The 20636-nt window shown below is 59.5% G+C and carries 18 protein-coding genes; 10 read left to right on the top strand and 8 right to left on the bottom strand.

Annotation, left to right across the window (positions count from 1 at the left end; genetic code table 11):
* Nucleotide 1: 1 nt before the first annotated feature.
* Together Q1K29_RS10670 and pabB are read right to left on the bottom strand one after the other, a co-directional pair.
* On the bottom strand, nt 2-760 hold the full coding sequence (locus Q1K29_RS10670; RefSeq protein WP_300394534.1) for a chorismate mutase: 759 nt from the start codon (nt 758-760) through the stop codon (nt 2-4).
* Nucleotides 757-2871 (bottom strand): aminodeoxychorismate synthase component I, encoded by a 2115-nt coding sequence (gene pabB / locus Q1K29_RS10665; protein WP_300394531.1) that lies wholly within the window; start codon nt 2869-2871, stop codon nt 757-759. Before pabB ends, Q1K29_RS10670 begins: the two co-directional genes overlap by 4 nt.
* A 291-nt stretch (nt 2872-3162) precedes the next feature.
* Between pabB and Q1K29_RS10660 the strand changes: the two genes are divergently transcribed.
* From Q1K29_RS10660 to Q1K29_RS10650, 3 genes are all read left to right on the top strand, one after another.
* Nucleotides 3163-3318, top strand: coding sequence for a hypothetical protein (locus Q1K29_RS10660; protein WP_300394528.1), 156 nt, complete (start codon nt 3163-3165; stop codon nt 3316-3318).
* A gap of 157 nt (nt 3319-3475) precedes the next feature.
* The gene (locus Q1K29_RS10655) at nt 3476-4693 is read left to right on the top strand and encodes a hypothetical protein (RefSeq protein ID WP_300394525.1); all 1218 of its coding nucleotides are present in this window, start codon (nt 3476-3478) and stop codon (nt 4691-4693) included.
* Between the two features lie 134 nt (nt 4694-4827).
* Entirely contained in the window at nt 4828-6324 is a 1497-nt protein-coding gene (locus tag Q1K29_RS10650) for an oligosaccharide flippase family protein (RefSeq protein ID WP_300394522.1), read from the top strand.
* Here Q1K29_RS10650 and Q1K29_RS10645 read toward each other — a convergent pair.
* Together Q1K29_RS10645 and Q1K29_RS10640 are read right to left on the bottom strand one after the other, a co-directional pair.
* On the bottom strand, nt 6321-7244 hold the full coding sequence (locus Q1K29_RS10645) for a ParA family protein (RefSeq protein WP_300394519.1): 924 nt from the start codon (nt 7242-7244) through the stop codon (nt 6321-6323). The two genes, Q1K29_RS10650 and Q1K29_RS10645, sit on opposite strands and share 4 nt — an antisense overlap.
* A 44-nt stretch (nt 7245-7288) precedes the next feature.
* Entirely contained in the window at nt 7289-8620 is a 1332-nt protein-coding gene (locus Q1K29_RS10640; RefSeq protein ID WP_300394516.1) for an O-antigen ligase family protein, read from the bottom strand.
* 441 nt (nt 8621-9061) lie between these two features.
* On the opposite strand from Q1K29_RS10640, the gene Q1K29_RS10635 reads away from it, so the two are divergent.
* The gene (locus Q1K29_RS10635; protein WP_300394513.1) at nt 9062-9649 is read left to right on the top strand and encodes a sugar transferase; all 588 of its coding nucleotides are present in this window, start codon (nt 9062-9064) and stop codon (nt 9647-9649) included.
* A 91-nt stretch (nt 9650-9740) separates the two neighbouring features.
* Nucleotides 9741-10874: a glycosyltransferase gene (locus Q1K29_RS10630; RefSeq protein ID WP_300394510.1), complete on the top strand. Its 1134-nt coding sequence runs from the start codon at nt 9741-9743 to the stop codon at nt 10872-10874.
* On the opposite strand, the gene Q1K29_RS10625 is transcribed toward Q1K29_RS10630, so the two are convergent.
* The gene (locus Q1K29_RS10625; protein WP_300394507.1) at nt 10822-11502 is read right to left on the bottom strand and encodes a hypothetical protein; all 681 of its coding nucleotides are present in this window, start codon (nt 11500-11502) and stop codon (nt 10822-10824) included. The genes Q1K29_RS10630 and Q1K29_RS10625 overlap by 53 nt on opposite strands.
* A gap of 137 nt (nt 11503-11639) precedes the next feature.
* Between Q1K29_RS10625 and Q1K29_RS10620 the strand changes: the two genes are divergently transcribed.
* From Q1K29_RS10620 to Q1K29_RS10600, 5 genes are all read left to right on the top strand, one after another.
* Nucleotides 11640-11819, top strand: coding sequence for a hypothetical protein (locus tag Q1K29_RS10620; RefSeq protein ID WP_300394504.1), 180 nt, complete (start codon nt 11640-11642; stop codon nt 11817-11819).
* A gap of 103 nt (nt 11820-11922) precedes the next feature.
* The gene (locus Q1K29_RS10615; RefSeq protein ID WP_300394501.1) at nt 11923-12867 is read left to right on the top strand and encodes a metallophosphoesterase family protein; all 945 of its coding nucleotides are present in this window, start codon (nt 11923-11925) and stop codon (nt 12865-12867) included.
* Between the two features lie 14 nt (nt 12868-12881).
* On the top strand, nt 12882-13472 hold the full coding sequence (locus tag Q1K29_RS10610) for a polysaccharide biosynthesis/export family protein (protein WP_300394498.1): 591 nt from the start codon (nt 12882-12884) through the stop codon (nt 13470-13472).
* 326 nt (nt 13473-13798) lie between these two features.
* Nucleotides 13799-15058 (top strand): outer membrane beta-barrel protein, encoded by a 1260-nt coding sequence (locus Q1K29_RS10605; protein ID WP_300394495.1) that lies wholly within the window; start codon nt 13799-13801, stop codon nt 15056-15058.
* Between the two features lie 59 nt (nt 15059-15117).
* On the top strand, nt 15118-17349 hold the full coding sequence (locus tag Q1K29_RS10600) for a polysaccharide biosynthesis tyrosine autokinase (RefSeq protein WP_300394492.1): 2232 nt from the start codon (nt 15118-15120) through the stop codon (nt 17347-17349).
* A gap of 59 nt (nt 17350-17408) precedes the next feature.
* On the opposite strand, the gene Q1K29_RS10595 is transcribed toward Q1K29_RS10600, so the two are convergent.
* The 3 genes from Q1K29_RS10595 to Q1K29_RS10585 all read right to left on the bottom strand — a co-directional run bounded on the left by Q1K29_RS10595 (nt 17409) and on the right by Q1K29_RS10585 (nt 20592).
* Nucleotides 17409-17783 (bottom strand): hypothetical protein, encoded by a 375-nt coding sequence (locus tag Q1K29_RS10595; RefSeq protein ID WP_300394489.1) that lies wholly within the window; start codon nt 17781-17783, stop codon nt 17409-17411.
* 33 nt (nt 17784-17816) lie between these two features.
* Nucleotides 17817-19283, bottom strand: coding sequence for a hypothetical protein (locus tag Q1K29_RS10590; RefSeq protein WP_300394486.1), 1467 nt, complete (start codon nt 19281-19283; stop codon nt 17817-17819).
* A 79-nt stretch (nt 19284-19362) separates the two neighbouring features.
* Entirely contained in the window at nt 19363-20592 is a 1230-nt protein-coding gene (locus tag Q1K29_RS10585; protein ID WP_300394483.1) for a glycosyltransferase, read from the bottom strand.
* Nucleotides 20593-20636: the final 44 nt, after the last annotated feature.

Below are 20636 nucleotides of genomic sequence, written 5' to 3'. Positions count from 1 at the left end.
GTTATGTTGCCCCGCAGGACTCCTCGCTGGCAAGCGTCATTCCGGTCTCGAAATCCGCTGGGCTCAGTCCGGCGCGCAGCGAACGCTCGACATACCGCACTGTGAGATTGGCGGGCGCAGGCAGGTGGACGATCGCCATCCTGGCTCCGGACATGGAGCCGGGTGTCAGGTCGACCGTGTTGCCGCGCTGTCTTAGTTCACTGACCGTGGGTGCAAGTCTGTGGACCTGGATGGCAACAGTCGCGGGATCGCAATTCTTGCCGGCAGGAAGCGCCCGTTCGCGGACGATGAGGCTGACATCTCCGCCCTTCAGAACCGCCACCCGCTCGCCTGGGGTATCGCTTCCGGACTGGGAGATGAGATCAAAGGAGAGCCGCGTGCAGATCATCTCGCAGGCCGCCTTGAGATTATCGACCTCGATGAGCGCATGATCCAGGCTGACGCCCTGAAAGAGCAGGTCGCCGCCTTCAATCTGCCCGACCTCATTCTCGATCTGGCAGGCATGGGTGATGATCGTCGTCCAGAGGCGTTCAATCAGCTTCGGGTCCAGCCCGGCTTCGCGGGCACGTTCCATACGGGTCTCGAAGACATTGCCGACGCGCGAGGGCTGCATGACGGCAATCCCTGTTGCGCGCTTGTGTGCGGCCACGTCACGGATGGTCTGAAACCGCAGGCCGAGCAGCTCGATCAGGTCGGAATCGATCTGGTCCAGTCGGGCTCTCAGCGCTTCGAGATGGTCAATCGCCTCGGCTTCCGTCATTTCGCGTCAGCCGGTTCTTCATGGGTAACCACTTCAATGTCCGCCGGGGCGAGCGTGAGCAACGCATTGCGCAACAGTTCGCCCTTCAGCATGGTTTCGTCGAACTCGCCGACCGGATCAGACAGAGCGATGATCGCACCGCCTGCGCCCAGAGAGGCGTGGTCTCCATTGAGCACGATCGTGCGGATGACGATATTGAGGTCGACCGACCCATCCAGCGAGAAGAAGCCGATGGCCCCGGAGTAGATGCCGCGCGGGCCGGCTTCCAGCTCGTCGATGATCTCCATGGTGCGAATCTTCGGGGCGCCCGTCATCGAACCGCCCGGGAAGAGCGACCGCACGCAGGACACCGATGACTCGTTCTGGCGAAGCTCGCCAGTCACGGTCGAGACCATCTGGTGCACAGTCGCGAAGCTCTCGATCGCGCAAAGCTTTGGAACCGCGACAGTGCCGGTCCGGCAGACGCGGTTGAGATCGTTGCGGATCAGGTCAACGATCATCAGGTTCTCGGCCCTGTCCTTCTCGCTCGTATAGAGCGTTTCCTTGAGTGCCGTATCTTCGGCTTCCGTCTTGCCGCGGGCGATGGTTCCCTTGATCGGCTTGCAGTTGACGAGACCTTCCTTCGAGATGCGAACCATGCGCTCGGGCGAGCAGCTCAGTACGCTGAGGTCATCAAAGCGCAGGAAAGCGGAATAGGGCGCCGGGTTCATCGAACGCAGCATCTTGTAGGTGCCGAGCGGGCTCTTGTCGTAGGACTTGGTCCACTCATTGGTCAGGCAGACCTCATAGGTTTCCCCGTCGGTGATTTCCTCCAGCGACCGGTTGATGTGATCCAGGTAAGTTTCGCGGCTGTGACGCATAACCCATGGGTCCGTCGCCGTTGCTTCGTCGCGCATGACGGTGTCACGCACAGGCTTGGAGCTGAGATAGGAGTCCCTGAGTCGTATCTCCACGGAGGCAAACCAGCTGCGGGCCTGTTCTTCCTTGCCCGGTTCCACCAGACAGACCATCCATGCCTGTTTGAACTGGTGGTCATAGGCGATGAACCGGTCGGCAAAGATCATCTTGGAGTCGGCCTGACGGCTCTTATGTGCATTACGCCCGCCGCAATCGGCTTTAAGCTCATAGCCGAGATAGCCGACATAGCCGCCCTTGAACGGGACCGGCATGTCCATGTGGTCGAGGAAGACGATGGAGCGCATACGCCTCTCGACATAATCAAAAACGCTTTCCTGGAAGCTCTGTGCACCGGCTTTTGAGGTGACCTCGACGGACCCGGAGGTGACGTCATAGCTGATCCGTTCTGCGTGCGGGCCGGTATCGTCGCCCATGAAGGAGTAGCGGCCCTGCTGCTTGGCGTGTGAACTGGAATCCAGCCAGTAGGCGTCCGTCGATTTGCCATAGAGAATCTCGAAGCAGACTTCGGAAGGCAGGTCGGTCTTGAGCTCTTTGAAGACTGGCTTCAGCTGGCTCGATACCGCCGTTGGAGGGGTGGCCTGGTCATCGGGGGCTGCATCTGTCTGTTCGGTCTTGAGATAATCTTCAGCCAGCGCGAGGAAGTTCTCGACGATCTTGTCGCCATATTCGGATGCGATGGATTCAGGGTGGAACTGGACGCCCCAGAGCGGCAGTTCGGTATGGTGCATTCCCATGACGAGACCATCTTCGGTCATCGCATCAACCTCGATCGTGTCGGGCAGGTCATTGACGACGAGCGAGTGGTAACGCACCGCGTTGAAGGGCGACATGATGCCCTTGAAAAGGTGTTCACCATTGTGGCGGATCTTGCTGAGGCGGCCGTGCATTGGCTTGGGAGCATGGGTAACCGTGGCGCCGGAGAAGTGGGCGATGCCCTGGTGGCCTAGGCAGACACCGAGAACCGGCTTGCGGTATTCCTTCAGGATCGTTTCGCAAAGGCCGAAGTCACGGCGGCGTTCCGGGCGTCCCGGCCCGGGGGACAGGACGACGGCGTCGAAATCGAGTTTCCGCAGTTCGCTTTCCGATACAGCATCATTGTACAACACGATCGGGTCGGACCCGGACGCGGCAGCGACCAGCTGCGCGAGGTTGTAGGTAAAGCTGTCATAGTTATCGATGATGAGCACTTTCATGGCCAAATGTCCCCTTCCTTGGCGCTAAGGCATGCCAAGCGGAGAGCAATGTCTGTGCCGCTTGAGCGCTGCCGAAGATCCGATGCCCGAAATCGCTTATGGAAGACCGGACGATTGTCCGGAGCTGATTTGACCATGTACCTGGTTCAGTCGCGTGCTGTTTCCTTTACCGTTCATCGCCCGCAACCCGTCGCGAACGGTGAACAGACAAGGTGTCCCTAACAGCAGGATCCTGTCGCGGCAAATGTCAGATTGGCTCGATGTGTCCCCAAACCGATACGAGCTCGAAAATTGTCCCTCTACTTCGTCCCTGTTTGGGAGGATACAGCATTAATTACGAAAAATACAGAAAAACCTGTCGGCTTTTCGGAACGCAGCGTTCTGGCTTTTGCGGGCGTTGACGACCACCGTCCGGTCTATCGCTTCAATTACACGCGCATCCCGTGAGTGCTGCATCCGGTCGCGGAATAAATTGGCGAAGCGGGTCGTTTTTTCGATGCATTCGCTGGCGGGCGTGGTATGATATCTGCGTCAGTGTAGGGACCTGACAATCGGCTGGCGTCTGGGAAGCGGCTGTCGAGGGGACAATTTGGGGACACCAGCTATGAGGCTTGTAAACGCGTCCGCAGCGCGCGGCGAGTATTTCGTTCAGACCGTCGACTATGAGACAAATCGCGGGAAGCGGTATTCGATCTATTTCGCGCTTCCGCCCTGGGTCCGGGATCCGGTCAGTCAGGATCACGCCTATGTATTGGGCGCATCAATCGCTTTCGTTCTTGGGGAAGACTATGATCAGGATCTTCCCGTCACCGAGACGACGGCCCGAAATGTCAGTGAAGCGCTCGACATCTGGCATCAGTGGCACCCTTACAAACGCCGGGTAAAGCTGAGCGCGCCGACGGTGCCGGATCCAGCGTCGCGTGATGAAGCAGAGCTGAATGAAGCCTGTTTCTTTACGGCCGGGATCGATTCCCTCTTTACCGCCTACAAGCTTGGTCCTGCCGTTACGGCTCTTTCTACGGTTCTTCATGTCGATCCATATGATCAGCAGAAAATCCGTGAGGAGACGTTCGATGTCGCAGAATATTTCGACTTCGCGGATCGTACCGGGCGCGTTTTCATCCCGGTCGCGACAAATCTGATGACGGTGGTGCCGGAATATTTCGACGCCTGGGCCTATCTGAGCCATGGTGCAGGCTTCTCGTCGATTGCGCATGCGCTGTCAGGCGAAGTGAAACGGATCCATATCTCCTCGTCTGCGCCCTACTATCAGCTGATGCCCTGGGGCTCTCATCCGGAGACCGACAAACGCTTCTCCTCCTCCAGCGTCGAGGTGAACCATTTTGGGGCAGACTGGGAGCGTTGGGACAAGACGGTGGACCTGGTCACCGATTCCGCGTCGCTGTCGGTGCTGAATGTTTGCGGAAAGGGCAAGCTGCCGCCGCCTTACGCGAACTGCTCGAAATGTCAGAAATGCACGCGCTCCATGATGATGATGGACCTGGCACGCGTGAACAAGGATGAGGCGACGACCTTCGACTGGAGCTATTACGACCTGACCCGGATCGCCACGCTGCATTTGCGGTCGAAAAACGAGTTCAACTCAATGCATGACGTGCGCAACAAGGCGATTGAGCTGGGTCGTGATGATATTGTTCGCACGATCGACAAGATGCTCAAGGGGGCCGAAAAATATCTTTTCCTGACGAACTGGGAGTTTTATCTTCGGCAGCGTTTCAAGTCGGTCGTCTGGATGAAGCCGACCCTCAGAATAATGCGCGGCGGTGTCTACCGGGCGCTTGGCTTGCGACGAAGTCTGTAAGAATTCTTTGCGAAAAGAAGAGGCTGGAAAGAGGGGAGAGGACGGCCTAGCACAGCATTTGCAGTGCACGGCGTTCGGTCGCGCGCAGTAAGCGTGGGCGTTCAGTGCCGCGTAAAAGTAACGGAGCTTGAAGCTTGACTCCCAAAGAGCCTCACAAAGCCAAGAAGGAAGCCGGCGTCCTGGCAGCGACCGGCATGGGTGTGCGCATCGTGTCGCAGACCATGTCCCTGGCGCTTCTGCTCATAGCGGGCCGCTTCCTGACGGCGGAACTCTTCGGTATTCTCGTTCTTGCGTCGATCGTGATGAATTTCGCGATGATGCAGATGTACACCGGCATCTACCACTATGTTCTCAAGGAACCGGAATTCGAGGAGAGCAAGGAAACCGCCTTCACGATGCAGGCCGGAATCGCGGTCTTCTTTGCGCTCGCCATTCTTGCCTGCTCGGCCCTTGTCTGGCTTTTCGGCGGCAGCCAGCTTCTCGCCCTCCTGATGGCAGCCACCGCGCCGGTTCCGCTGGGCGGTCTCTTCACGAGCTGGCAGGAAGCAACCCTTCTGCGCCGTGGCGAAGTAAAGTATTATTACGGCGTTCTGATGCTGTCGGAGATGGCGGGCTTCGTGGCGGGGATTGCCATGCTGCTCAAGGGCGGTGGCGTCTGGTCACTGATCTTCAACCGTTATGTCAGCAGTCTCAGCCTCGGCTTCTTCCTCGCCTTCCGGGCGCAGAACCTGCCACGGTTCGGATTCCGGCGTGATCAGGCCAGCCACATCTTCCACTACAGCGCCGGGCTCTATGGAAACCTCGCCATGTCCTTTTTCTCGCAGTATGGCGCTGCGATCATTCTTGGTGCGTTCCTGTCGACCCGGGCCGTTGGTCTGTTCCGGATGGGCGCACGCACAGCCACGGCGGCATATGACATCTTCGCGCAGACTTTCAGGGTTCTAACCTGGCAGGCCGTTGGCCGCATGGCGCGTGAAGAGCGTTTGACAGCGACACTATGGACGCGGCTGCTGGCGACCAACTTATCCATTATGACTTTTGTGCTCGGATCTTTGTCTATCCTCGCCGAGCCGCTGACCCGCCTCATTCTTGGCGATGAGTGGCTGGGCATGGTGCCGATACTCCAGATCATCTGCTGGATCCGTATTCTGGCCTCGATAGACCTGGTCGCGACTGCGCAGCTCGCCGCTGCGGGCGAATCCAAATTCCTGTTCAGAACCCGTCTGGTTGAAGGCGCCCTTCTGCTGGTCAGCCTGCTCATATGTGTGCAGTACGGCATGGTTGCCGTTGCCTTCGGCATGTTCCTGCCCACGGCTGTCTATGTCCTGCTGATGCTGCGCAAGCTGGTCAGCCTGACTAAGACCAGCGTCCGCCAGGTTGCCATGGCGACCGCGCCGGGCTTGCTGCTCTCGGTGGTCTCGCTTGTCGTGGTCTTTGCCGTCTCATCGGCGCTAACCATCGACTCGGATTTCGGAGTTATTGCGCTGACGGCGGTGGCGGGGCTCAGCTGCTACATGATCCTGGCTTTTGGCCCGCTTCGAGTGTGGACGATGCAGACGCTGCACACGGTCAGCGTTGCCATTCTCCCCGCAGCTGACCCGGCGCCGGAACCGACCCCGGCAAGCTCCTAATTCCTGACTAGCTGTGGCGCCGTGATGCCCATGCGTGTGGCGAGAAAGCCGGCAAAGCTTTCGGACAGCCGGCGGACATCCCCGCGCAGGTTACCGTATTTGCCGCGCATGGTATTGTAGCTGTCGAGATCGGCGCGATCCATGGCCTGCAGAGCCTGCACGGACTCTGGAATGGTGGGGCCGAACTGGCGATTTTTCAGGTAGATCGTCCGCAACTCGTGCTCGGCATCCCGGGCGTAGCGGGTATTCTTGAAGCGCGTTACGACAATGAAGTTCCGTGTCGCGATATCGGCTGCAATATTACCGGCCATCCAGTCTGAAAACTGCTTGGTCCCCCAGATCGAAACGGGATCGGCGAGCGTCGGGGTGACATAGGTTTCCGCCAGCATCAGCCCGGCGCGGGCGAGCGGCGAAAGATAGGGCGGCGTATCGATCAGGATAACGTCATAGAGCGATTTCACCGGCTCCAGCGCAGCAGCAAAGTGACGGTGCAGGTCTGACGCGAGTTCGCTTGGCCGGCGGCCCTGGCCATAAAGGCGCTCTTCGACCTCCATTTCGGAAAAGCGCAAGCTCGGATGCGAGGGCAGGATCGAGATCCAGCCTCGGCGCTGATCCTTCTGCTCGGCCTTGCGCAGCTCGTCGAGCGTGACCGCGTTTGGCAGGATAAGATCGGCAAGATTGGGTGGCGCACCGTCGGCGAACTGATCGAGCAGGCTGACAACGCCTTTGCCCTGTTCGTAAGCCATCTGCAGGCCACGTTCAGTCAGCATCATCTGGCTGCTGTTGGCTTGCGGGTCAAAGTCGACCACCAGCACGTTTGCGCCATAATGATAGGCCAGCCCGTCGGCCAGCATCAGCGTCGTCGTTGATTTACCGACGCCGCCCTTGAGATTAGCAATTGCTACGAATGACGCCGACAACTGGACGTCCTCCTTCCCAAACCCGTATTCTGCGGGCACTCCCATCACTGCTGCTGCCTGTCCCGGACACCAGCAGAGTCCGGCATGCCACAGGCTAGCCCCAGAAGGAAGGCATAGGTCCACATGATGCTCGGAATTTCGAGGGGAAAGTCGATCATGTTGTGCAGGAGCAGGAAAGCCGAGACGGTCAGCGCCATGCGAGAAACATAGGATTTCGTGTGATTGGCCGCCTGAAAGGTGCCGCGGAAAACGTGCCAGTGAAACCAGGCCTGTACCGCCGCCATGATGACCAGTCCCGCGAGGCCGGCCTGCAGCAGCCATTGGAAAACCACATTGTTTGCCTGGTCGAGGGGGACCAGTGCAGTGGCATTTTCCATCGTGGTGATCGAGGCATTCACGCTTTCAAAGCTGCCCAGACCATGACCAAAGAACGGCTTGTGTTGCCAGGCTGCCCAGTATTCCGAAAGCCGTGCGAAGTGCCCCGCACTGTCCAGTTCCAGCGCATCACGGCTTTGAGCGGCGTCGCCGCTCGCCATCATGAACAGTGTGCTGACCAGAAAGATCGCGACGATTGCGCCGATAAAGAGATAGCGATGCCGTCCGAGGCTAAGTGTCTCCGATGACCTGCGGACGAAAACTTCTGTCGCTGCAATTGCGGTCAGCGCGGCGAGGGTCAGGAAAATGGCCACGTAGGACAGCGACAGAAGCAGGCAGCTCACGCAAAGGAACAATGAGAAGATCGATGGATAGGCGCTGCGCGGGAGATGGCTCAGCTTCGCAAGAACCGGGACGTCGCGCGGCACGCGCACACGCATCATGTACGCAAGGTGCATGGTTGCGACGATTGATGCCATACCCATAAGCGAAGCCAGCACGTCGGGTGATGCGAAGGTGAAACTCAACCGGGTCAACTCTGTGCGCCCTGCCGGTGAGACCTCGGCGGCGATCACCGGATAGCTGAGCAGGGCCGCCGCAGCGATAACGGCATGGCTGGCTGTCAGGGCCGACCAGCTTGTCATCAGGAGCTGTCTCGATCGCGCGATCATCGCGCCAGCTGTCCAGAAGACAATACCCGCGGCCAGCTGCAGAACTTCCGCCCGCGCCTGGAACCAGTTGCCGGTCAGGCCGAGCAGGCTCCAGACGGCGAGGCCGCCGAAGAGGATAAGCGTCGTTACTGGCACATCCCGGGCCGACCGCATCAGGACGATCGCCCCAAGGCTTCCACATGCTGCCAGACCAAACCAGGCGGTTGCGCCAAGCGCGTCTGCGCCGTGCGCAAAATGAGCCAGGAAAAGGATGGAAGGGATGAGGGCGCAGATGCCCACGCGTGCCACATCCTGCATGCGGACAAGCCGCGCTGTTCTGCTTGAAGCCATAATGCCCCCCCGGGTTAGCCTGTCTGGCTTGAAGGCCACTCTATTCAAAAGTTGGCTGCTGCACCAGATACGGTCGAATTTTGTGCCAAACTGACGCGTTCTTCGGCAATGACCTGATTGCGCAGCCTGTAGTTCGCGCAACAGGAGAAAGGACTTGAATAGCGTTCTCGCGTGCCTCATTAGATTGATTAACATTGTGTAAATATTGAGATTATTGCATGATGTTCGCTGGCGAAAGGGACGTCGCCATTGGGACAATTTTGGTCGGTGCGAAGGAAGTTTATTCGTGTCGATCCTGTAGTGTATTTGGGGGCCTAAGTGCCGTTTAATGATTATTCGGATGTCGTATACGACGACGCCACGCAGAGTGCGCATTCGCAGCAACGCGCAAGCAGACAGCTATCGTTTTCAGGGGCTGGGTCGAGTGCGTTGAAGCGCCTTATGGACTTCACGCTGGCACTCGCCGCGCTGGTCTTTATTTTTCCGCTGCTGGCCTTTATCGCCATCCTGATCAAGATCAAGGATCCCGGTCCGATCTTTTTCGCGCAGACCCGGATTGGCCGGAACGGGCGTGAGTTCAAATGCCTGAAATTCCGCACCATGGTCGTCGATGCCCAGCAGCGCCTTGACGCCCTGCTTGCTTCCGACCCGGTCGCCGCAAAGGAATGGCGCACCAGCCAGAAGATTTCGAACGATCCGCGGATCACGCCGCTTGGCGCTTTCCTGCGCCGCTCCTCGCTTGATGAGCTGCCGCAGCTGATCAACATCCTGAAGGGCGAAATGTCGATCGTCGGCCCGCGTCCGATACAGTGGAACGAAGCGGTTCGCTATGGGGACAAGTTCGACTTTTATCTCAGCACCCGGCCTGGCCTGACCGGCCTCTGGCAGATCAGCGGCCGCAGCGATACCTCCTATGGTGAGCGTGTGGATCTCGACGTCAGCTATGTGCGTGACTGGTCGGTGGTTGGTGACATCAAGATCATTGCCATGACGGTGCCGGCGGTTCTCTTCTCCAAGGGGGCGCGCTAGTCGTCAAAGGTCAGGAAGAGCGACGCCTGACGTCGCTCCGACTGGCTTAATTTCTGCTTCAGTCAGGGCAAGTTGCAAGGATTTATGTCTGATGCGTGTTGCCCTGATACACTACTGGCTCAACGGGATGCGCGGTGGCGAGCGTGTGCTCGAAGCGTTTGGCGACCTCTTTCCAGAGGCTGACATCTTCACCCATGTCGTCGACCGGTCGCGTCTGTCCAACAAGCTGAACAGGCACGAGATAAAGACCACTTTCATCTCGAAGATGCCGTTCGCGCGTTCGCAGTATCAAAAATATCTGCCCTTCATGCCGCGCGCCCTCGAAGAGCTTGATCTGTCGGCCTACGACCTCGTCATTTCCTCGGAGTCCGGTCCGGCCAAGGGTGTGATCCCACGGCCTGATGCTTTCCACATGTGCTATACGCACTCGCCGATGCGCTATATCTGGGATCTATATCCCCAGTACCATGCTTCGGCAGGCCGGCTGGCCAAGATTGCCTTCCCCGGCATTGCTCACCGCCTGCGTACATGGGATGTCGCAAGCGCAGCGCGTGTTGACCAGTTCCTTGCCAATTCAAGCTTTGTCGCCAAGCGGATCGAGAAGTACTACCGCCGCTCTTCCGAGGTGGTCTTCCCCCCCGTGGCCACGGAAGACTTCCATATCGCCGATGAGGATGAGCGCGGTGACTACTTCCTCGCTGCTGGAGAGTTTGTCCGTTACAAGCGGTTCGACCTCGCCGTTGAGGCGTTCAACAAGCTTGGCCTCAAGCTCAAGGTGATTGGCGACGGGGAAGAGCGCAAGGCCCTGGAACGCATGGCCGGTGACAATATCGAGTTTCTTGGCCGGGTCCCCTTCAGCGAACTGAAGCAGCATTTCGCCCGTTGCAAGGGCCTGATCTTTCCGGGTGAGGAAGACTTCGGCATGATCCCGGTCGAGGTGATGGCCTCGGGGCGCCCAGTCATCGCCTATGCTCGCGGTGGAGCGCTAGACACTGTCGTTGACGGTTTCACCGGGCTGCATTGTCACGAGCAGACGGCCGAGGCGCTTGCTGAGGCTGTGAACCGGTTCAGCGAAAAAGACTTCGATCCCCAGCGGATCAAGGCCCACGCCGAGATGTTCGGACGTGAGCCGTTCAAAGAGCGTGTCCGTCAGGTCCTTGGCCAGAACGGGATCAACCTTGCTCCGGCTGCCACGCTTCCACCTCGTATGGCCGCAAATTCGTGAGCACTTTCTGCTGGTAGTCCGCGAATGGAATATTCCGGGCCTCGGCAGTTTCTCGCGCTTCAGCCAGAAATGCGCCGTCGAGGTGCCACCAGCGCAGGAATTCCGCGCCCTCGAAAATCTCCAGGCGAAGGCTCTCTGGGATTGAGTCCCAGTGATTGAGCGCGAAGGTCAGGCGCCAGCGCAAGAGCTCCCGGTTGCAATAGCGGCATTGGCCGATCGAGTGCTGCAACGCCTCAAGGGCGACAGTGTCGGGATTGCCTTTCAGTCGGGTGCGGACGTCTGCCAGCTGGGCCCAGGCAAAAGGCTGTTGAGGTTGGCGCCTGAGACTTGAGCGGGTCAGATCCTCAGCCAGGCTGAGGGCCGGCTTGCTGGCCCGGTCAAGCGCTGTCGCGCCTGCAAGCATCATCGAGGGCGGTGCCCTGGACGCCAGAAGCGCCTCTCCTTCTTCGAGGTCGATGGACCGATGTGAGAGCGAGACGGTTTCGAGTTCGGTGTCCAGGACACGCAGGCATAGGGTTGCCATTCCGAGCATCGCGGCCGCCAGCAGGCTCAGCCGGGCAAGTCCGGCGGCATCCATGCCACTCGCGCCCGTCACATCCGTTTCATGGCTACGCCACAGTTTCGTCATCACGTTAATTCTTGATATGTTCACAGCATATCTGCGACTGGGGGCAGAAATCGGTGTGAATTTGTGGTCTGTAAACCATTTGTGAACTCCCCCCTGTCGAGATGCGTTTTGGAAACCTAAGAACCAGAAGTTCAGCCATGCCCATGCACTCAAGCACCTCCACCGGGACCCGTATCGACCTGCGTTCGACCGATCAGGTCTGGCGCGCGGACGTGCACGAAGAGAAATGGCCTCTCTGGAAAACCTATCTTTTTGTCCTCGGCTTCTGCACAACTGCTTGGGCAGCGATCTTTATGGTCATCTTTGCTGCAATTTAGGGGCCGATTTCGGCTCTGCGACTAATGTCGCCGTGACTCGAGCACGTTTCTTGCTATAAATTACGAAGTTTCAACGGCTCCGAGCGGTGTCGAGGGGGACAGATTGGCTCGACAGTCAACAGCCCGAACCGTAGCTCAAAAGCTACGGCGTACATGGTTCAAACTCGTCTCCGAGGTTGGAGAGCGGGTGGGCTATGCCTATGACTGGACGAAGGCGCGTCTGCCGGGCGCTGGTCAGATGCCGTCCAGCAGGCGTGCTGAACACGTACCAGCCCAAAGCCAGCCGCAGGCAACGTCACCGTCTATCGCAGGTTCTTCTTCCGACGCCGCCCCCGCGCACCTTCCCGACGGGGTTCTGATCTATGCTGTCGGGGACGTGCATGGCCGCGCCGACCTGCTGATCTCTCTTTTCGCCCGCATTGAGGAAGATGCCGCCAAGAGTGAGGCGACGCCTCATCTTGTCATGCTGGGCGATTATATCGACCGGGGCTTCCAGTCGAAACAGGTTATTGACTTCCTGATGAGTGACAGGCTGTCCCGTTTCGAGACGTATTTCATAAAGGGCAATCACGAAGCGGCTCTGATGAACTTCCTTGAAAGTGCTGAGCGTGGGCCGGAATGGGCCAATTATGGGGGACGGGAAACGCTCGTTTCCTACGGGGTCCGCCCACCACGCAGCATGACCATGAATGACGAGTGGGTGGAAGCCCATCGCCAGTTCACCGAGAAATTCCCCGAGGACCATCTCCACTTCATGCGTGCGCTCGAGCTGTCCGTGCGTCTGGGAGACTATGGTTTCGTGCATGCGGGCACGCGGCCCGGACGGTCTTTCGAAGAACAGCAGGAACAGGACTTGCTTTGGATCCGGGAAGAGTTTCTCAACGCGCCTGGCCGTGACGACGTCGTTGTGGTGCATGGACATACGCCGGCTGATGATGCCTACAATGATCATCGGCGGATCAATGTCGATACAGGCGCTTACTTCAGTGGGCGACTGACCGCGGTTCGCCTCGAACAGGATCAGATCAGTTTCCTCAAGACACGATAAGGCCTTCCAAGATCATGTTGACATCATTCTGGCGCTCCTTCCTTGCCGTTTTCGTTGCAGCCTTCGCCCTGGCGGCTTGCCAGTCGGCGCCGGTCCAGGCGAACCGTGATAGTGACACCCCTGAAATCAAAACGGAGCGTACGGTTACTGAGTACCGCCTCGGCAGTGCCGACCGTCTCAGGGTTACCGTGTACGGCGAAGAGGAGCTGTCAGGCGAATTCGTTGTCGACGGCCAGGGCTTCCTTTCCATGCCGCTCGTCGGTGATCTGAATGTTGAAGGAATGACAGTGCGCGAGTTTCAGCGCACGGCCGAACAGAGGCTTGCCGATGGCTATCTCAGGGAGCCGCGTGTCAGCGCTGAAGTCATCAATTACCGGCCTTACTACATTCTGGGCGAGGTTTCGCGGCCAGGGGAGTATCCCTATACCAGCGGGCTTACGGTCATGAACGCGATCGCGACGGCGGAAGGCTTTACCTATCGCGCCAATGAGCGTTTTGTGCTGATCAAGAGCGTCGAGACTGACCAGGAAATCCGTGTCGAGCTCAAGCCCAGTCTCAAGGTTCAGCCGGGCGACACCATTCGTGTCGTTGAGCGCTTCTTCTGATCCGCCCATGAGCGGTCCAAAAAAGCGGGTGCAAACCTGTGCCTGTTACGCTACTGTAACGACGGCTCCGGGACGAGCCGGAACAGGCAAGTAATAGCTGGCCTTCGCAGTGGCTGCGGCGATGATAAAGCAATGCCCACAGCAAAGCACTCCGCGCTCGCTGGCCGGGCGCCCGGTTTTCGGATCAAGGCCGGTTGGCCCTGGCCGGGACGGATGTTCTGCAGATCTTATATGCAGGGCAGTTAGGCAGGAATTCACCAAGTTGTGCTGAACTGGTATCAGCATTGCTTGCAGGGACAGTAGAGTGACGTTTGGGGACTACCAACATGATCAAATCCGCACACCTCGTGACAGCAACGACGGCAATGGCCCTTGGGCTGGTATCGCTTAGTGCGCAGGCACAAGACAGTTTTTTCGAGCGTAACCGCTATGTCTCCGTGACGGAGCGCCCGCAGCCCGAATATGACCCTGTGCCAATTCGGCTCGGCGCCATGGAGGCCCGGGCCGCCCTGCGGACCGGTGTGGGCTATCGCAGCAACCTGTTTGCTTCCACAACCAACGAGACAGGCGACACGTTTGCGCTCCTGGCGCCTTCGCTGGATCTGCAGACCACATGGTCTCGCCATGCGATCGGGGCGTCCGCCTCGGCTGAGCACAATGAATACCTGGACACCGGGTCGGAGTCCGCAACGGATCTGGCCGGACGTCTTTATGGCCGCTTTGATGCGACCACGGATCTCAGTTTCACGGGGGCTGCATCGGCCGAGAAGTTCAATGAACCCCGTTCCGCCCCCGCCAGCGACCCGGCCGCTGCCGAGCGTATCGAGGTCCAGCGCACCGGTGCTGAAGTGAGTGGCGATTACGAAGCTGGCCGCATTGCCCTTCGCGGGCGGCTTGGCCTGGATACCTATGACTACAAGGACGGCCGCCTCGTTGGCGGTGGCGTGCTGGAGCAGGACTTCCGCGATCATGACCAGACGTCGGGCTCTGTGCGCGTCTCCTATGCGCCGGCACGCGACTGGGCGGTGTTCGCCGAGGGGAGCCTCACTGAACGGGACTATGACGAGACCAATACTGCGGGTGTGCTGAACCGGGACTCCCAAGGAACAATCATCCGTGGTGGCGTGAACTTCGAACTGCCTATCCTGATCCGCGGCGACATCGGTATTGGCTATCACCAGTACGAATTCGATGATCCCGCCTTCGAGGATGTCGACGGCCTGTCCATCCAGGGCAATGCCGAATGGTTTGTCACCCAGCTGACAACGCTTTCCGCCTCCGCGTCTCGCCGGGTCGTCGATCCCGGCCTGCGGGCTGCTGCGGGCGCTACCGAGACAGCTGTCTCCGTCGGTGTCGACCATGAGCTGCGCCGTAACTGGCTGATCAATGCCGGTGTGGAAGTGTCTACGCTCGATTTCGAGAGCATAAATCGCGAGGATGACCGCTATGGTGTCAGCCTCGGATCGCTCTGGAAGGTCAACCGCAATGCATCGGTGGACGTGTCCTACACCTATTTCGACCAGCAGTCGGACGTTCGCCCCTTCAGCGACAATCGCGTGCTCGTCACGCTGACCCTGACACCTTGAGCCAGAACGCTCGACCTTCCGCCCGTAGCAAGAATGCATAACCAGACGGATCCAGACACGTGAACAGCCAGTTCCCCATTGATACGCGGTATGCGAACCGCCCCTACTACACGTCTGAAGTCGGGGGATCTGAAGAGAAGATCACCGATCCGAAGCAGGCGTTGCGGGCGTTGCGCCGGCGGCTGTCGCTTTTCCTTCTGGTAGTGATCTCGGTGTTCGTGGCTGTCGCGGTCTTCACCTTTCGGGCAACGCCGGTCTATTCGACCAGCGCGTCCGTGATCATTGACTCGCGGGACAACACCGTTGTCGATATTGGATCGGTTCTGGCGGGATCGCCGCCTGAATCCACCGTTGTCGATACTGAAGTGGAGATCATCCGCTCGCGCTCGCTGGCCGAGAAGGTGGTTCGCCAGCTCGACCTGACCTCGTATCCGGAATTCAATCCGATGCTCCGCGAGGCGAGCACGCTGGACAAGATCAAGGGGCAGATCAAAGGCCTTCTTGGCGCCGGTCCGGCCAATGCACAGACGGGCGATCCGAGCGAGACCAAGGAGATGGAGATGGTTGTCTCCGCGCTCCTCTCAAGCACATCCGCGCGCCGGATCGGCACAACCTACGGCATCGAGATTTTCGCCAACAGCCATGATCCCGAACTTGCTGCGGCGATCGCCAACCAGATTGTAGACCAGTATTTCGTTGAGCAGCTCGACGCCAAGTTCGATGCGACCCGCCGGGCCAATGCCTGGCTGGAGGACCGCCTGTCCGAGTTGCGCGCCGAGGTCAACGACGCCGAAAACGCCGTCGAGGCCTACCGCGCCAGCTCCGGCCTTATCAGCGCCGGTACAAACACGCTGAACGAACAGCAGATGAGTGACCTCAATGCCCAGCTGATCGTGCAGCGCGCCGAACTTGCAGAGGCTGAGGCCCGTCTGGCGACGCTTCGGGAAATGACCCAGAGCGGTGGGTCTGCTGATGTCAGTGGCGAAGCCCTGAATTCCCAGGTGATCTCGAACCTTCGCCGCCAGCAGGCCGAAATCCAGCGCGAGAAGGCCGACCTGCAGAACCGCTACGGGCCAAAGCACCCCGAGATCGAGCGGATCAATCAGGAAGAAAGGGGCATCAACGAGCAGATCCAGATCGAGCTGCGCCGGATTGTCTCCAATATCGAGGGCGACGTCGCCATCGCACGCAAGCGTGTGCAGAGCCTGGAATCCAATCTCGGCTCAATGCGCTCCACGCTGGCCCAGAACAATCAGGCGTCGGTGCGCCTGCGCGAACTTGAGCGCAATGCTGAAGCGTCACGCTCGATCTACGAAGCCTTCCTGTCGCGTTTCAAGCAGACCAATGAATCTGAAGGCCTTGCCGAGCCGGATGCGCGCCTCCTGTCTGCAGCGCCTGTGCCGCGGGCGCCCTCTTTCCCGAAGACCTCGCTCAATCTGGCCGTCGGCCTGATCTTTGGTCTGATGCTTGGTGTCGGCGCAATTATCGGTGCCGAAGCCCTGAACAGCCAGATTGCCAGCGGCGAGGAAATCGAGGAGCATTTCCGTGTCCCATTCCTGGGCAACTTCCCGCGCCTGACCGGTCCGGCCAAGAAGGATCATCGCGCCTACCTTCTGGAGAATCCGACCTCGGCCTATGCCGAGAGCTTCCGGAATTTGCGTGCTTCCATCATGTTCGCCGACCTGGACGCGCCTGTGAAGACCGTCGCAATCACCTCGTCGCAGCCTGATGAAGGCAAGACGACGATGACGCATGGTCTCGGCCTTATGTCGGCCATGTCGGGTACGCGTACCCTCATCATCGATGGCGACTTCCGCCGCAAGCGTCTCTCCGACACGGTGATGGAAGAAGCGCCCGAGCGCGGCTTCCTGGAATGCCTGTTCGGCGAATGCACGATCGAGGAAGCTGTCACTGTCGATGAAGCAAGTAACCTGCACATTCTGCCGCTGACGCCGTCACGCCATACACCGCGTGATGTCTTCGGGTCGAAGGCTTTCGACCAGCTCATGGATCAGCTGCAGGACCTTTACGACTTCATCATCATCGATACCGGTCCGCTCCTTCTCCTCGCGGAGACACGCGTGCTGACCAGCAAGGTCGACCAGGTCGTCATTGTCTCGCGCTGGCTGAAAACGAACCGTGCCGCGCTGAAACAGACGCTGTCCATCCTGCGTGACTTCCGCGCCCGGATTGCCGGTGTGGTCATCAACCGCGTGGATACGAGCAAGTATCACCGCCAAGGCTATGGCCACTCGGGCTACAAGTCCTACGCGAAGTACTACACAAACTAGATTGGCTTGAAGGCAGGGCCGTCCCGCGCTGTGGCGCCGGGACGGTCTTTTCTATTGTCTCAGACGTCCGACTGGCGCGATTGCAGCCGAAGATCGGCGCGCCTCAGGATCATCTCGACCAGGGCTTCCTTGGACTTTCCGGACATGTCGGTCGGCGTGGCAAGCTTGGAAGCCTTGGCCATCTTCTTCAGCTCGGCAGGGGCCAGGCCGGAGAGGGTTTCCTTTGCACGCTCCGGCGTTTCCTTTGAAAGAAGTTCGACAGGATTGATCAGCACTGCAGCGTGTTTCGGATCGAAGACCACGTTGGCGCCCAGCGCGCGCACGACACGATGGGCAAAGGCCGGATTGGCCTTGAATTCGCGCCGGAGCTCTTCGAGTACCCGGTCCAGGGCTTCGAGGACATCGGCTGACTCAGTGTCGTTTTGGTCGCTCATGGTCGGAGTCTCCGTCGGTTTGACTGTGTCGCCTCATGGGCGGACATAAGCAGCAGTGGGTTCGGCGGGAGGCTCGAAGGCTTCAGCCGGCATTTCACGGATCAGGTCTTCAGCGGGCACACGCCGCGTGAACAGAGAGGCGCAGGCAATCCCGGCCTGAACATAGAAGAGGATGCCGAGATCGACTGCCGAGGACGACAGGCTGGCCCCTATAATCATGGCAAAACAGCCCGACCGCGCAGCGGCTGCATGCTGAATGGAGATATTGTCCGCAAAGCGCGCATGTCTGATCTCGGGACCCCGGAAGATGCGCACGAAGAACAGGCCGAACAGGACGAGTCCTGGAATACCGAGATTGGACATTACGGCCACAAGAAAGCTCGATGTACGCACACTACCAAGCCCCGCGCCGAGGCCCCAGGTTTCGAAGAAGGCATTGATGCCGGCCATGTTCCAGGACATCCGTTCCACGCCGCTGGCACTGCCGAGCTTGCTTGTGACGGAATTGTCGAAGATCTGAACCACCGGGTCCAGCAGGTCGGGCCGCACGGCGACGGCTGCCGCGACACACAGGGCTACGAAGGGGCCGGAAGAGACAAACAGCGCCCGGCTTGTGGCGATCTTCCGGCTGCGCCCGATGCGGCCTTCCATCCCCGTGACCGCGCGCATGTAGACACAAGCGAGGTATGCCATCAGCGCGACATAGCCGGTCGAGGACAGTGCAAACAGGATTGCGACCAGCGTGCCGAGCGCAATCGGGCCGGTATATTTCGTCATTACCCCGCCGCGCCAAAGACGCAGACAATAGGCGAACAGGCCGACCGCGACCCCGGCAAAGGCAGAGGCCTCGGGGAAGGAGGCGGTGACCCGTTTGATACCCAGGAACTGGTGGGAAAAGAGCTGCGCATATTCGGCGTTACGCAGGAAGCTAAGCGCATCCGGAACACCGACCGCGAAGGTCACCGTGTCGATGATGGCGATCGCGATGTTTGCCGCGGCGGCGATCACGACGGCCGTGCCAGCTGCCTGCAGCAGCCGGTTGGTCCGCGCCATGGAAGAGGTGAAGGCAAAGGTCAGCAGCCCGCCGAGGAAGTAGATCGACTGGTTGAAGTTGCTCGAGACTGGAAAGAGCGGGACTTCGTTGATGAATTTCGTGTCGCTGCTCAGCGGGAAGATCATGAACTCGCCGGCAAACATTCGTGGCATCGCATAGCCGGAGAAGACGCCCCAGAGACTCAGAAGCAGCAGGAAGAAACCTGCTCGTGGCGGGTGCATGGATGCGAAGGCATAGCTGAGACCATCCCGGCGGATCAGCACGGCAAGGACGAAAAAGCCAAGGCTGAGATGGCCCGGCGTAATGTTCGCGCCGCCGAGGAACAGGGCTGCGGCCGCCTGCAGCAGACCCATGATGCACAGCACGATGATCGACATCCGCCTGGAGTGGATGAGGCCTGCGCCTGCCAGCGCAATCGTGATCAGGCCGATCAGTTCGACACTCATGCGTCCCCTCGTGCCGGATGCGTTCGGCTCATCCGCTTCGTGTCCCAGTCGCGAAGTATCAGTCTATGCGCAATGGCCGTCATGAGGCCAGTCCCGGCATGCGTGCGAAAATTTCAAGAAAGCCATCGATCCATTCATCCGTGGTCGAGCAGATTTCGGATGCGTGCGCGAAGGCATTCCGGCTTAGCCGTTCGATCTGTGCGTCATCGGTTGCAAGTTCTGTGAGGATGGCGGTCAGCACCTCTGGTGCGTTCGGATCGAAGACGCGGCCCATATCGAGGCGGGCGATGTCGGCGGCCAGCGTGCTCGGTTCCGAGAGCAGGACGGGAAGGCCACTCGCGGCCGCTTCGGCAATCACCAGGCCGAACGGTTCACGCCAACGCCCGGGCACAAGAAGCGCACGTGACTGTCGGGCGAAGTCCACGATCTGCTGGCGCGTGCAGAAGCCGGGAAATTCAATATCCGGATACGCAGCCTTGAGGGGAGCGGCGAGATCACCTTCACCGACCATGATGAGCGGGACACCGGCCTGGTTTGCCGCCTCAGCCGCGAGATCGGCGCCCTTTTCCTTGTTGATGCGGCCAACATAGAGGAACGGACGGTTCTTCTCGGCTTCGATGCGCGCCTTGGTATAGCGCGTGGCCGGGTTGGGGATGTTGGTGAGTTTCGGTGCCGCAAAGCCGACATCCCGCATGACCTGCTCCATACCGCTATTCAGGCAGACAAAGGTCATGTCGGAGTGCGCAAAATCCGCCAGGCCGTTGAGCCGGACATGCCGGGCCATGCGCCAGTATTTGTGCAGCGGGCTGCGCCGGTCGCACTGGCTGGACCAGCAGGCAGCCGACATTGGCTTGAGGTTGCAGGCTTTTCCGCTCTGGAAGTTCAGCAGGCCGCCATTTGGGCAGACATTAAAGAAGTCGTGGCAGGATACGATCGTGCGCGCTTCGACCGGCTTCAGCGCCGTGAATACGCTGGGCGACAGGATCTGTGACCAGTTGTGCAGATGATAGACAGTTTGAGGTGTATCGTTTGCCGCGATCCACTCACTGACAAGGCGCTGGGCATCGCCATTGTGAAAGCCTTTCCGAAGGGCGGTCAGCGCTCCGGCTGCGTTGAGCTTGGCCTGGCCGAGACCGTGCACTTCTATTCCGGCTGCGACGAGCTCTTCATCGCCCGTTTCTCCAGTTAGATAGGAGACGCGGTGGCCGCGCTTGCGATATTCCAGCGCCGAGAGCCGGGCAAGGCCGGTCGCACCGCCGCGTGCTTCGACGCTGTCATGAACAATGACGATGTGATCGATGCCTGGCACGCTGCGAATTCCCTGAATTTCCTTCTTCCCATCCCTGTGCAATC

Origin of the sequence: Henriciella sp. (genome assembly GCF_029937755.1) — a bacterium.
Lineage (GTDB): Bacteria > Pseudomonadota > Alphaproteobacteria > Caulobacterales > Hyphomonadaceae > Henriciella.
This window is presented reverse-complemented; position numbering and strand designations above follow the sequence as displayed.

Excerpts from the sequence above, each read along its gene's own strand:
- Q1K29_RS10670 (WP_300394534.1), bottom strand. The coding sequence starts at position 760 with ATGACGGAAGCCGAGGCGATTGACCATCTCGAAGCGCTGAGAGCCCGA.
- pabB (WP_300394531.1), bottom strand. The coding sequence starts at position 2,871 with ATGAAAGTGCTCATCATCGATAACTATGACAGCTTTACCTACAACCTC.
- Q1K29_RS10655 (WP_300394525.1), top strand. The coding sequence starts at position 3,476 with ATGAGGCTTGTAAACGCGTCCGCAGCGCGCGGCGAGTATTTCGTTCAG.
- Q1K29_RS10640 (WP_300394516.1), bottom strand. The coding sequence starts at position 8,620 with ATGGCTTCAAGCAGAACAGCGCGGCTTGTCCGCATGCAGGATGTGGCA.
- Q1K29_RS10635 (WP_300394513.1), top strand. The coding sequence starts at position 9,062 with ATGGACTTCACGCTGGCACTCGCCGCGCTGGTCTTTATTTTTCCGCTG.
- Q1K29_RS10630 (WP_300394510.1), top strand. The coding sequence starts at position 9,741 with ATGCGTGTTGCCCTGATACACTACTGGCTCAACGGGATGCGCGGTGGC.
- Q1K29_RS10625 (WP_300394507.1), bottom strand. The coding sequence starts at position 11,502 with ATGACGAAACTGTGGCGTAGCCATGAAACGGATGTGACGGGCGCGAGT.
- Q1K29_RS10620 (WP_300394504.1), top strand. The coding sequence starts at position 11,640 with ATGCCCATGCACTCAAGCACCTCCACCGGGACCCGTATCGACCTGCGT.
- Q1K29_RS10610 (WP_300394498.1), top strand. The coding sequence starts at position 12,882 with ATGTTGACATCATTCTGGCGCTCCTTCCTTGCCGTTTTCGTTGCAGCC.
- Q1K29_RS10605 (WP_300394495.1), top strand. The coding sequence starts at position 13,799 with ATGATCAAATCCGCACACCTCGTGACAGCAACGACGGCAATGGCCCTT.
- Q1K29_RS10595 (WP_300394489.1), bottom strand. The coding sequence starts at position 17,783 with ATGAGCGACCAAAACGACACTGAGTCAGCCGATGTCCTCGAAGCCCTG.
- Q1K29_RS10590 (WP_300394486.1), bottom strand. The coding sequence starts at position 19,283 with ATGAGTGTCGAACTGATCGGCCTGATCACGATTGCGCTGGCAGGCGCA.